Source organism: Micromonospora sp. DT53 (assembly GCF_049841535.1).
Classification (GTDB): Bacteria; Actinomycetota; Actinomycetes; order Mycobacteriales; family Micromonosporaceae; genus Micromonospora.
On sequence record NZ_JBNCKM010000003.1, the window covers coordinates 371,829 to 384,385 of the forward strand.

At 68.7% G+C, this 12,557-nt stretch carries 10 protein-coding genes; 5 read left to right on the forward strand and 5 right to left on the reverse strand.

The window, feature by feature from the left end:
• Positions 1 to 123 precede the first annotated feature (123 nt).
• Positions 124 to 795, reverse strand: coding sequence for a hypothetical protein (locus ACLQ3B_RS13020; protein WP_425780467.1), 672 nt, complete (start codon positions 793 to 795; stop codon positions 124 to 126).
• A 460-nt stretch (positions 796 to 1,255) separates the two neighbouring features.
• Here ACLQ3B_RS13020 and ACLQ3B_RS13025 point away from each other — a divergent pair, with 460 nt between their 5' ends.
• Positions 1,256 to 3,130 carry an adenylyl cyclase gene (locus ACLQ3B_RS13025; protein ID WP_425780469.1) on the forward strand — a complete coding sequence of 625 codons (1,875 nt, stop codon included), beginning with the start codon at positions 1,256 to 1,258 and terminating at the stop codon, positions 3,128 to 3,130.
• Between the two features lie 513 nt (positions 3,131 to 3,643).
• Here ACLQ3B_RS13025 and ACLQ3B_RS13030 read toward each other — a convergent pair.
• Positions 3,644 to 3,835 carry a hypothetical protein gene (locus ACLQ3B_RS13030; RefSeq protein WP_425780470.1) on the reverse strand — a complete coding sequence of 64 codons (192 nt, stop codon included), beginning with the start codon at positions 3,833 to 3,835 and terminating at the stop codon, positions 3,644 to 3,646.
• 134 nt (positions 3,836 to 3,969) lie between these two features.
• Here ACLQ3B_RS13030 and ACLQ3B_RS13035 point away from each other — a divergent pair, with 134 nt between their 5' ends.
• Positions 3,970 to 5,016, forward strand: coding sequence for a GDP-mannose 4,6-dehydratase (locus ACLQ3B_RS13035; protein WP_425780472.1), 1,047 nt, complete (start codon positions 3,970 to 3,972; stop codon positions 5,014 to 5,016).
• Between the two features lie 124 nt (positions 5,017 to 5,140).
• A complete protein-coding gene (locus ACLQ3B_RS13040) occupies positions 5,141 to 7,528 on the forward strand; it encodes a discoidin domain-containing protein (RefSeq protein WP_425780474.1) in 2,388 nt (795 codons plus the stop codon).
• Positions 7,529 to 7,759: 231 nt separating this feature from the next.
• Here the strand turns inward: ACLQ3B_RS13040 and ACLQ3B_RS13045 are convergent, their stop codons facing one another.
• The gene (locus ACLQ3B_RS13045) at positions 7,760 to 8,209 is read right to left on the reverse strand and encodes a hypothetical protein (protein WP_425780476.1); all 450 of its coding nucleotides are present in this window, start codon (positions 8,207 to 8,209) and stop codon (positions 7,760 to 7,762) included.
• A gap of 147 nt (positions 8,210 to 8,356) precedes the next feature.
• Here ACLQ3B_RS13045 and ACLQ3B_RS13050 point away from each other — a divergent pair, with 147 nt between their 5' ends.
• On the forward strand, positions 8,357 to 9,553 hold the full coding sequence (locus ACLQ3B_RS13050) for an epoxide hydrolase family protein (RefSeq protein WP_425780478.1): 1,197 nt from the start codon (positions 8,357 to 8,359) through the stop codon (positions 9,551 to 9,553).
• 5 nt (positions 9,554 to 9,558) lie between these two features.
• Here ACLQ3B_RS13050 and ACLQ3B_RS13055 read toward each other — a convergent pair whose 3' ends face one another.
• Positions 9,559 to 10,425 (reverse strand): metallophosphoesterase family protein, encoded by an 867-nt coding sequence (locus ACLQ3B_RS13055; protein ID WP_425780480.1) that lies wholly within the window; start codon positions 10,423 to 10,425, stop codon positions 9,559 to 9,561.
• A gap of 143 nt (positions 10,426 to 10,568) precedes the next feature.
• Here ACLQ3B_RS13055 and ACLQ3B_RS13060 point away from each other — a divergent pair, with 143 nt between their 5' ends.
• Entirely contained in the window at positions 10,569 to 11,420 is an 852-nt protein-coding gene (locus ACLQ3B_RS13060) for an alpha/beta fold hydrolase (RefSeq protein ID WP_425780482.1), read from the forward strand.
• A gap of 89 nt (positions 11,421 to 11,509) precedes the next feature.
• Here the strand turns inward: ACLQ3B_RS13060 and ACLQ3B_RS13065 are convergent, their stop codons facing one another.
• Positions 11,510 to 12,526, reverse strand: coding sequence for a methyltransferase (locus ACLQ3B_RS13065; protein WP_425780484.1), 1,017 nt, complete (start codon positions 12,524 to 12,526; stop codon positions 11,510 to 11,512).
• Between the last annotated feature and the right edge of the window lie 31 nt (positions 12,527 to 12,557).

The window sequence follows — 12,557 nt, forward strand, 5'->3', positions numbered from 1 at the left end:
TTTCACGTCTTGATCGCCTGCCGGGACCCGCCCCGCTGGGGGCCGGCCGAGGAAGCGAGCGATGCCGGCGCAGTTTGGCCGGGAACCGGCTGATTGCACGATCAACCCCCAAAGACGAGGCACTCAATCCCCTCCTCCGCCTCCTCCGTTTTCTTCCAGGCAGTCCTCGACGCACTGGGTGTATTCCTTGTTCGCTTTCGTCATCGCCACGATCATGATTATCAGCATGACCGCGGCGCAGACGAGGACCAGCGGCGGGAATACCAGGCCCGCGCAGGCCATCATCCGCGTAACGGCATCGATCTGCGCAGTGAACATGGCCATCAAGAACGCCAGAAGACAGGCGTTCTTGCACGCGCTGGCTTGATCGTCGGCGGCGACGCCCTCGGTGGTCGCGCGCTTGAGCGCAGTTACGAACGCCTCGTTGCGTCGTATCGCGTCGAAGATCAGCATGTTCTTCGCGTGATCGTCCATCGACGTCAGCTCCGGGAACGCCTCGATCAGCGCCAACCCGTGGGTGAGAGCCCGTTGCATGAGGTCGCGGATGTCGGTCGGGGAGAGTCCGGCCAGCTCGGCGAGCTTCGCCAGCTCGGGTTCGGAGATCTCCGAACGTTGCCGGGCCCGGGTGCGCAGCCGCACTGCCAGCGACTCCGCCTCGGCCTGTTGAACGCCTAGCTGATCGGCGGTCAGGTGTCGGACCGCCGCAGTGTGCGCGGGCAAGACCGTCAGGCCAATCGACAGCAATCCCTGAAACGCCGCGCTTCCGGATAGGTCGTTCGAATTGGGTATGGCCATTTTCGACTCCTGTAATTGAGGGCGGGCAGCCAGCGGTCGAGCGCAGAGGCACCCGGTGTGGCGAGCGACCAAGTGGTCCGCTTGCGCACGGATCGGCCACACAATCGGGCCGCTTCTGCATCAGCATCCACCAATGCCAATATTTTTGCCATGCCGCGTCGGAAGGGTGACTCATCGGCGATCAGGAACGCGTACCACGGTCCACCAGGCACTCATGAATGCGTTCGTTCAGGTGGGGCAACGAGTCGATCCACATCAGCGCCTGCCCCGCGTCACCGTCCAATCTCACCCGCCCGGCCCGAAGTTCGCCGTCGGTGGTCATGGCGCGCGGCCGGCTCAGGGGGTAGAAACATGTCAACCCCTTCGGCGCAACCCCGCCTTCGGCCGCAGGAGTCAGAGAGCGCTCTCACCGCCCCCAGCTGCGCCGGAAGTACGCCGGCCAGCGGAGAGGACGAACCACATGACAGCCCCGTCCCGACGGGTTCGCCGGACCTCCGGTCGTACCCTCCTTCTCGCTGTGTTGGTGACCACCGCTGTCGCGGTGACCAGCACCGCCGCCAGCGCCGGCCGCCCGACGCGCGGCGCGCCCGACTTCGGCCCGAACGTGACGATCTTCGACCCGTCCATGCCGGTCGGCGAGATCCAGCAGACCCTCGACGCCGCGCACGCCCGGCAGGTCGACAACGAGATGGGCACCGAGCGGCACGCCTACCTGTTCAAGCCGGGCACGTACGGCACGGCGGCGCAGCCGTTGCAGGCCAAGGTCGGCTACTACACCGAGGTGTCCGGCCTCGGCGCCTCGCCCACCGATGTCACCGTCAACGGCAAACTCGAGGTCTACAACCGCTGCCTCGCCGACGGCGGCACCGGCAACTGCCTCGCGCTCGTCAACTTCTGGCGCACCCTGTCCAACCTCTCGCTCACCATCAACGCGGCCGGTCAGGACGACTGCCGGTCGTCGGCGAACTTCTGGGCGGTCTCGCAGGCGGTGTCGATGCGCCGGCTCAACATCGCCGGCGGGGGTCTGTCGTTGATGGACTACTGCACCGCCGGCCCGCAGTACGCCAGCGGCGGGTTCATCGCCGACTCACGGCTGCCGGCCACGACCAACGGTTCGCAGCAACAGTGGTTGACCCGCAACAGCGAGGTCGGCGGCTGGTCCAACGCGGTGTGGAACCAGGTGTTCGCGGGGGTCGAGGGCGCGCCGGACGACGCCGCGTTCCCCGACCCGCCGTACACCACCCTGGAGACCACCCCGACCAGCCGGGAGAAGCCCTACCTCTTCGTCGACGGCAAAGGTCGCTACCAGGTGCGAGTGCCCGCCGCCCAGCACGACAGCCGGGGCGTCTCCTGGGCCGACGGCATCACGCCGGGCCGGACCATCGGGATCGACGACTTCTTCGTCGCCAAGCCGTCCGACTCGGTGCGGGTCATCAACAGCCAGCTCGCGCGCGGCAAGCACCTGCTGCTCACGCCCGGCACGTACGACATCGCGCGCAGCATCGAGGTCCGGCGTCCGGGCACCGTGGTGCTCGGGATCGGGCACGCCACCCTCACCGCCGTGAACGGCGCGATCCCGCTGGACGTGGCAGGTGTGCCCGGGGTGATCGTCGCCGGTGTCACCATCGACGCCGGCCTGGTCGAGTCGCCGGTCCTGCTGCGGGTCGGCCGCCAGCACGGCCACAACGCGAGCAGCCCGCACAACCCGACCACGCTCTCCGACGTGTACTTCCGGGTCGGCGGCCCGCACGTCGGCCGGACGAACACCGCCCTGGAGGTCAACAGCGACAACGTGCTCATCGACCACACCTGGGTGTGGCGCGGCGATCACGGCGTCGAGGGCTTCACCGAGGGCGTCAACGGTGACACCGACCGCTGGCGCACCAACACCGGCCGCTACGGCGCCGTCATCAACGGCGACCACGTGACCGCGACCGGCCTGTTCGTCGAGCACTTCCAGCGGTACAACACGGTCTGGAACGGGGAGCACGGCACCACGATCCTCTACCAGAACGAGCTGCCGTACGACCCGCCGACGCAGGCCGACTGGATGAACGGCCCGGTCGAGGGTTGGGCCGGGTACAAGGTCGGCGACCAGGTCCGTCACCACACCCTCTACGGCGGCGGGGTGTACGTGTTCAACCAGAACAACCCGTCGATCCACACCGAGAACGGCTTCGAGGTCCCGAACCGGCCGGGGGTGCGGCTGCACCACATCATGACCGTCAACCTCAGCGCCGGCACGATCGACCACGTGGTCAACGGCGTCGGTGACGCCGCCGACATGACCGCTGTCGGCGTTCCGGTCTACCTCCCGCAGTATCCGACGTCGTAGGCATCTCGGGCGTACCGACGGGGCCGGAGCCGGCGAAGGCTCCGGCCCCGTCGGCCTGTGACGGCCCGTCTGCCGGTCTCTGGTCGGCAGTCGAGACGGACCAGGCATGGGCCGTCTCCGTCCACCGCGCGAAACAGGGCGTGAACACTGCTGCTCCCGCCGGTAGAGCTGCTCCCGCCTGTAGAGCTGCCCCATCTGCGGGGCGGTGTGCCGGCGGGGATCCGTACGGCGGCAACTGATGATCGTCGAATCGGGTGCACCCGGTCCACTGCCCCAATCCTGGGGCAGCTCTACAGGCGCTGACCAAGGTGCGCGCAGCGCCGGCCGTCAGCCGAGTCGGTCCATCGTTGCAGGCACGTCATGACCACCGCCGCACCACAGCGCGAGGCCGCTGATCACGCGATCCGTCACCCGACAGCCCCGAGACCGCCGGGGAGTCCCGGCTCGCGTTCGACGATGACTGGGTGGCGCCCATTGTCGGCATGGCCCTGTTCGCGATGGTCCTGTTCGGTGTCATCGCTCGGGCCAGAGCAGGAACGCCCCGACACACAGCACTGCGACGGCGGCGGCCAGGCCGACCGCCCCGGGCAGCAGGCTGATCACTGTCACCACCGCGCCCAGTCCGGCGCCGGCGAGGACCAGCAGCGGAGCGCCCAGCACGACACCGCCGGTTCGTCGCGGCGACGAACCCGGAGTCTCTCCCACGGCGCCGTCCTCCCTCGTGCTCAGGTGCTCCCAGGGCACGCCGACGAGCACCCCCTGGGAGCAAATTACTAGCGAGATAGCACCAAATACTGCAAAGAGGACAAAAATGCCGTTTACCTAACTAAGCTTCGGATATGCCAGTTCCCGCCGTTGGTGTCGACCCGCCGACGGACCTGGTGCCCCGGCGCGTTCTGGTGACCGGAGGCGCCGGCTTCATCGGCAGTCACGTGGTCGCCCGGCTGATGCTGATGGGCAGCCAGGTCCGGGTGCTCGACAACTTCTCCACCGGCCGGATCGAGAACCTGGCCGACGCCGTGTCCGGCGGGTTGACCGAGGCGGACGTCGTATCGGGTGACATCCGTACGCCGGAGGGTGTCGAGGTCATCCACACGTGGCAGCCGGACGTGGTGGTGCACCTCGCCGCACAGCCGAGCGTTCCCGCAGCGCATCGTTCACCCCTGTACGACGCCGACGTGAACGTGTTCGGCACGGTCAACGTGCTGGACGCCTGCGCCCGTGGCGGCGTACGGCTGCTCATCAACGCGACAAGCAGCGACATCTTCGGCAACGTCGCCGCCAACGAGTTGCCGGTCCGCGAGGACCATCCGATCGCGCCGGTGAGCCCGTACGGCGTCAGCAAGGCCGTCGGCGTGCACTACCTCGACTGGTACGGGCGTCAGCACGGCCTGTCGTACACCTCGATGGTGTTCGGCAATGTCTTCGGGCCGCGGCAGCAGGGCGGCGACTGCGGCGTGGTGTCCCTGATGGCCGATGCGCTGCTCGGGGGCCGGCAGGCGGTGATCTACGACGACGGCACACAGACCCGGGATTTCATCTACGTCAGCGATGTCGCCGAGGCGATCGCGGTCGCCTGTCACCACCACGGGGTCGGGATGGTCAACATCGCCTCGGGTCGGCAGACGAGCGTCAACGAGGTGTACGACACGGTCCGGGTGGCGTCCGGCGTCGACAACGCGGCCCGCTACGAGCCGCTGCCCTGGCCGGGCGAGGTGCGCAACATGGCTCTGGACACCAGGAAGGCGCGCGAGTTGCTCGGGTGGTATCCCAGGATCGGCTTCACCGAGGGCGTACGGCTGACGGTGCGCGACGCCCGTCGCCGCCAGGCCGGCGGCCAGATCCTTTCCCCGGTGCGGGCGCTGGAGCGCGCCATCGGCCACTGACGGTCCAGCGTGTAATTCCCGTCATCTGACCCGGAATTTCATCGAACAGTCTAACTCTTGCGGGTCGGCATCCACTGCTGCCACGATGGCCGTCAATGCCTTCCGTCCCGAAGGAGTGGTCGTCATGGCGGTCTCCCGCCGCAGGTTCGTCACATCGGTGCTGGCCGGGTCCGCCCTCGCCACCGCCTCCACCACCGAGCTGCTCACCACCCTGGCCAGCCCCGCGCACGCCGCCAGTCCCCCCGGGGACGTGGTCGGCAAGGTGACGGTCGGCTACCAGGGCTGGTTCAGCGCACCCGGCGACGGGGCGCCGATCGGCGGCTGGTGGCACTGGGGCCGCGACCGGTTCCAGCCGCCCTCACCCGCCAACACCACGATCGTGTCCTGGCCGGACATGCGCGAATACACCCGCACCTATCCCACCGCGTACCCCAACCTGGGCAACGGCCAGCCGGCCACCCTCTTCTCCTCGTACGACCAGCAGACGGTCGACACCCACTTCCGCTGGATGCAGGAGAACGGGTGCGACACCGCCGCGCTGCAACGGTTCAACCCGATGGGTGACGAGGGCCCGACCCGCGACGCGATGACCCAGAAGGTGCGCGCCGCCGCCGAACGGTACAACCGCAAGTTCTACATCATGTACGACGTCACCGACTGGCTGACCTTCCAGTCGGAGATCAAGACGGACTGGACGACGAAGATGGCGGCGCACACCGCGTCGTCCGCGTACGCCCGGCAGAACGGCAAACCGGTCGTCTGCATCTGGGGGTTCGGCTTCAGCGAGTCCAGCCGGCCCTTCACCCCGGGGCCCTGCCTGGAGGTCATCAACTGGTTCAAGGCGCAGGGCTGCTACGTCATCGGTGGCGTGCCCACCTGGTGGCGGCAGGGCATCGAGGACTCCCGCCCCGGCTTCCTCGACGTCTACCACGCGTTCCACGCGATCTCGCCGTGGATGGTCTACCGGGCCCGGACGGTGGAAGAGCTGGACTCGTACTACAACAACGTCAACGTCGGCGACATGGCCGACTGCGCGGCGCGCGGCATCGACTACCTGCCCTGCGTCATGCCCGGCGACCTCGCCGGGGGTCACCGCAAACACGGCGACTTCTACTGGCGGCACATCTACAACATGGTCCGGCTCGGCTCCCAGGGCCTGTACGTGTCCATGTTCGACGAGTACAACGAGGGCAACCAGATCGCCAAGACGTCCGAAACCCAGGCCACCACCCCGGCCGGCGCGAACATCCGCGCACTGGACGAGGACGGCGTCGCCTGTTCCTCCGACTACTACCTGCGGATCACCGCCGACGGCGGCCGGATGCTCAAGGGGCAGCTCGCGCTCACCGCCGTACGCCCCACGCCGCCGATGGTCGGCACCCCGCCCCCGACCGGCGGGAACCTGGCCGCCGGTCGGCCCATCTCGGCGAGCAGCCAGGGCAGCGGGTTCCCGGCGTCGAACGCGGTGGACTCGAACGCCGGTAGCTACTGGGAGAGCGGCGGCGGCTCCTTCCCGCACTGGTGGCAGGTCGACCTCGGCGCCAGCCACCAGGTCAACAAGCTCGTGGTGCGGCTCCCCACCGGCTGGGGCGCGCGTACCCAGACCATCACCGTGCAGGGCAGCGTCGACGGCAGCTCCTTCGCCACCATCGCCGCCGCCTCCGCGTTCACCTTCGACCCGGCGACAGGCAACACCGTGACGCGCACGCTGACGACCACCACGGCCCGCTACGTCCGCCTCAGCATCAGCGCCAACACCGGCTGGCAGGCCGCCCAACTCGCCCAGGTCGAGGTGTACGCCGGCAGCACCGTCCCGGACAACCCGCCGAGCACCCCGAGCGGCCTCACGGTGACCGGCAAGACCTCGACGAGCGTGTCCCTGGCGTGGACGGCCTCCATCGACGACACCGAGGTTACCGGTTACCAGGTACGCCAGGGCGGCACCGTGGTCGCCACCGTCACCAGCACCACGGCGACGGTGAGCGGGCTCAGCCCGTCCACCGCGTACACCTTCACTGTCGTCGCCCGTGACGCCGGCGGCAACACCTCCGGCGCGTCCTCCGCGGTCACCGTGACCACGGACGCCGCGGCCAACGCGGACCTGGCCCGGGGTCGACCCACGTCGGAGAGCGGTCATGTCCAGAGTTACGGGTCGGGGAACGTGGTCGACGGTGACGTGAACAGCTACTGGGAGAGCGCCAACAGCGCGTTCCCGCAGTGGGTGCAGGTCGATCTGGGTTCGTCGCGCACTGTTGGGCGGGTGGTACTGAAGCTGCCGCCGTCGTCGGCGTGGGGTGCTCGGACGCAGACCCTCTCCGTGCAGGGCAGCACTGATGGGGGGAGCTTCTCCGCCCTCGTTGGATCGGCGGGGCGGATCTTCGACCCGGCCAGCGGTAATCAGGTGACGCTGACGTTCAGCGCGGCGCAGACGCGCTACGTGCGGATCACCGTCACCGGCAACACCGGCTGGCCGGCCGGGCAGCTGTCGACGCTGGAGGTCTACGCGAGCTGACCGAGGCGTGGGCGGCCGCCGGGGGAGCGGCGGCCGCCCTCATCCACGAGCACACGCGCTGCCGTCTCCGCAGGCTATGAGCCCCGCGCCTCAACAGTGCCCGGCTCGGTTCCGGCTTCGGACCGCCGATTCAGAGCAATGCGGCGCAGCGAGGCTGCCACGAATGCCTCCTTGTTCTGCCGACTCAGACTCAAACGATCGAACTCGGTGGACCGGTGCGTAACGGCAGGGTCAGTGCTCCCAGAGGTCCTCGGTGCGGAAGTACCTGGCCGTGAACGTCTCTTCCAGGGAGCCGGTGTCCGTCTCATCTGTCCACCAACCCGGCCAGACGTCGACACCGGAGGGCTCGCCGATGGCCGTCAGGACGGTGGAGCACCGGTGGCAGCGCCGAGGTGCCGAGTCCCGGAACCCTCCGCCGCAGTCGCATCGTCGTAGCCGCGCCTCAAGTGCCGCCATCAGCGTGGGGTAGGTCCTGTCCTGCGAAGGGAGCGCGTCCGCGATGGTCCTGAACGTCTTGTCGTAGTAACTGACATCGACCCGCATCGGGCAGCTGTCGCAGTAGAGGAAGTAGCAGTCCAGCAGTGGTGAGTGGTCGAGGCGGTAGAGGCGTTCGTGGCACTCCGGACAGGCGACTTCCTCGCCGTTCAGCCAGTTGTCGTCGTCTTCGTCCGGTTCACCCACCGGTTGATCATCCCATGGGTACGACGTGGAGGCGCGGCGGCGATTCGCGTTTCGGCCCGGGTGGCGTCGGCCCGCTGTGAGACTGGGCGAGTGCCGGCACTGTCGGTGCATCGGCGCTGGCCGACTCGACGTGGCGAGGTGGGGAAGATGTCCAACGACAGCGAAATTCGTCCGTTCCGGCTCGTCACACCTGAGGACGCGATCGCCGACCTGCGTCGCCGGATCGCGGCTACCCGTTGGCCCACTCGCGAACTGGTCACCGATCGCTCGCAGGGGGTGCAGCTGGCGACGATCCAGGAGTTGGCCCGCTACTGGACAACCGATTACGACTGGCGTGCGTGCGAGACAAAGCTGAATTCGCTGCCGCAGTACACAACGAACATCGATGGCGTCGAGATTCACTTCATCCACGTGCGGTCGCAGCATGAGAGCGCCCTGCCGCTGATCATGACGCACGGCTGGCCGGGCTCGGTCGTCGAGCTGCTCGGGGCCGTCGGCCCGCTGACCGACCCGACGGCGCACGGCGGCACGCCCGAGGACGCGTTCCACCTGGTGCTGCCGTCCTTGCCCGGCTACGGCTTCTCCGGCGAGCCGACCGAGCCGGGCTGGAATTCGGCGCGGATGGCACAGGCGTGGGCGAAACTCATGGACCGCCTAGGGTATTCGCGCTACGTCGCACAGGGTGGCGACGTCGGCGCGGCCGTCACGGACGCCATGGGGCGTCAAGCACCCGAAGGGCTGCTCGGCATCCACGTCAACCTGCTCGCCGGGGCGGTCGGCATCAAGGACAAGTTGCCGGCGAGTTCCGAGCAGGAACGCGCCGCGCTCGACGCGCTCAAGCTGTTCTCGATGGACGGGTTCGGCTACTTCCTGGAGCAGTCCACCCGGCCGCAGACGATCGGCTATTCGCTGCTGGACTCGCCCGTCGGGATGGCGGCCTGGATGCTCGACCACGACACGGACAGCTACTACAAGATCTCCCGCGCGTTCCTCGACGGTGAACCGGCCGGCGGTCTCACCCGGGACAGCATCCTCGACAACATCACGCTGTACTGGTTGACGGGCACCGGCGCTTCGTCCGCCCGGTGGTACTGGGAGCAGGGGCGGTTTCAAGCAGCCGCCCAGGCGGCCGGCCAGGCACCGCCGCCGGTCACGGTGCCGGTCGGCTTCACCACGTTCCCGGGCGAGCTTTGGCCCGCTCCGCGTAGCTGGGCCGAGGCGGTCTACCCCGGCATCGCGTACTTCAACGAAGCCGACCGCGGCGGGCACTTCGCGGCGTGGGAGGAGCCGGAACTCTTCTCCGCGGAGGTGCGGGCCGCGTTCCGGCCGCTGCGGAAATCCTGACGGCCTCAGCCGTTGACGGACGAGCGTCGGCGCACGTCGTCGGCGGGGTGGATGGTGCGCACCGGGTCGGGCACCGGCCCGCGGCGCTGCCACTCGCGGGGGTAGCCGAGGGAGACCTCCTGGAAACGCACCCCGTCGTGGAACGTGGTGCGGGGGATGTGCAGGTGCCCGTAGACCATGGTTGCCGCGTCGAAGCGCAGGTGCCAGTCCCTGGTGCGCACCGTGCCGCACCACTGGGCGAACAGCGGGTACCGCAGGATGTCGGTGGGTTCGCGCACCAGCGGGTAGTGGTTGACAAGCACCGTCGGCAGCGCCGGGTCGCGTTCGGCCAGCCGGCGTTCGGTCTCGGTGATCCGGGCCGCGCACCACGCCTCCCGACTCGGGTACGGGTCGGGGTGCAGCAGCGCCTCGTCGGTGCACACCACGCCTGCCGCGTAAGCCAGGGCCAGGGACTCCTCCTGGGTGTGGGCCTCGGGCACCCGGAACGTGTAGTCGTAGAGCACGAAGAGCGGGGCGATGGTGGCCGGGCCGCCGTCGCCGTCCCACACCGGGTACGGGTCCTCCGGGGTGACGACCCCCAGTCGCCGGCACATCCGCACCAGCTCGCGGTAGCGCTCCTCGCCGCGCAACGTGACTGGGTCCCCCGGTGGCGTCCACAGCTCGTGGTTGCCGGGTGCCCAGACGACACGCGCGAACCGGCTGCTCAGCAGCCCGAGCGCCCATTCGATGTCGGCGAACCGGTCGGCGACGTCACCGGCGACGAGTAACCAGTCGCCGTCGTTTTCCGGGTGCAGCTCCTGGACGAACGCGCGGTTCTGTGGGTGCCCGACGTGCAGGTCGCTGACGGCCCGCAGCCGGGGCGGAAGTTTCACCCCCCGAGGTTAGGTCGGCAGGGGCGGGTCGCGAAACCTCTGCTCCCGTTCTGGTTCGGGCCGATCTGACGGCCCGCATATCCGGCGACCCGACGGGAAAGCGCCTGACGTCCGACAGCCCGAGACCGGAGCAGGAGACAAACATGCCTTTCATCACCGTGGGTACGGAGAACTCCGCGCCCATCGACCTGTACTACGAGGATCACGGTTCCGGCAAGCCGGTGGTGTTGGTCCACGGCTTCCCGTTCAACGGCGCGACCTGGGAGAAGGAGACCCGCGCGCTGCAAAACGCCGGGTACCGGACGATCACCTACGATCGGCGCGGGTACGGCAACTCCGCCCAGCCGGCGTTCGGGTACGACTACAACACGTTCGCGGCGGACCTGGACGTGTTGATGACCGAGCTGGACCTGAACGAGGTGACCCTGATCGGTCACTCGATGGGTACCGGCGAGGTGGTCCGTTACCTGGGCAACTACGGCTCGCAGCGAGTGAGCCGGGCCGTGTTGCTCAGCCCGCTGCAACCGATGCTGGCCAAGGCGAACGACAACCCGGAGGGCGTCGAGCGGAGCCTGTTCAAGGGCTTCCAGGACGCCATCATCAAGGACCGGTTCGCCTACCTGACGTCCTTCTGCGACGCGTTCTTCAACCCGGACCAGAACATGGGCAAGCGGGTCAGCGAAGAGGCGTACCGGGCGCACTGGCAGATCGGCGCGATGGCCTCCGGCAAGGCCACCCACGACAGTGTGGACGCCTGGCAGGAAGACTTCCGTCAGGATCTGCCGAAGATCAACATTCCGGTGTTGATCATGCAGGGTGACCAGGACCGCGTGCTGCCCTACCCGGTGACCGGTCAGCGGCTCGGGCCGATGATGCCGACCGCCCAGCTGATCACGATGAAGGGCGCGCCGCACGGCATCCCGTGGACCCACGCCGACGAGATCAACAAGGCGGTCATGGACTTCATGAAGCAGCCGGCGAAGGCTCGCGCCTGACCCGTACCGGTAGCCGATCGGACGCCAGCGCCGTGAGGCGCCGCGACACCCGGCCCACGGTTCGCACCGGGGCCGGGTGTCGTCGTCGGTCAGGCTCGGCGGGCCACCACCGCGCCGTTGGCGCCGGGGGCGTCGAAGGGCACCGTGTGTACGTCGACGAAGCCGGCGTCGGTGAGCCAGGCCGTGTACTCGGCACCCGAGTAGTTCCGGCCGCCCTCGGTCTCGACGAGCATGTTCATCCCCATCAGGGCGGCCTCCGGCGGCCCGGTGCGCTCGTCGTTGAGCAGCAGTTCACAGACGACGATCGCCCCGCCGGGCGGCAACGCCGCGTGGCACCGGGCCAACAACGCCCGGTTGGTCGGCTCGTCCCAGTCGTGCAGGATCATGCTGAGCAGGATGACGTCGTGCCCGTCCGGCAGCGCCGGATCGGCGAGGAAGTCGCCGGCCACCGCGTCGATCCGCCCGGTCAGGCCGGCCTCGGCGATCCGCTCCCGGGCCCGGACGCAGACGTGCGGCAGATCCAGGACTGTCGCCCGCAGCGCGGGCAGGCGGCGGCAGAACTCGATCGGAAACGCGCCCGCCCCGCCGCCCACGTCGAGCAGCCGGCGGTGCGCCGAGAAGTCGTACGCGTCGGCCAACGCGCTCGCGGTGAAGCTGGACGTGGAGAACATCGCGTCCCAGAACTGCGCCAGCATCGCCGGGTCGGCGGTGTCGAACATCGACTGTTGGGACTCCGGGTCCCAGGTCAACGGCCGATCCGTGCGCAGGGCCTCGCCGATGCGGTGCCAGGGCAGGTAGGTGCGCAGGTCCGAGTAGCGCACCTGCGCGCCGAAGTAGTACGGGCGGCCCTCGACCAGGAACTGCTCGGCCAACTCGGAGTTGCGGTACCCGTCGCCGGCCTTCTCCAACAGGCCGAGTGAGGCACTGGCCGCCAGCAGCAGGTCCGCGGGCCGGTCGGGCAGCCCGAACTCGGCGGCGGCCTGCTCGACGGTCATCGTCCGCCCGCCCCCGAGCCGGGTGAACAGGCCGAGTTCGACGCCGACCGCGAGGGTCTTGAACCCCCACACACCGGCCACCAGACGCATGAGGGGAGTCGGAGTGATCACCACCACATGAGATCACACATCACACGTTTCC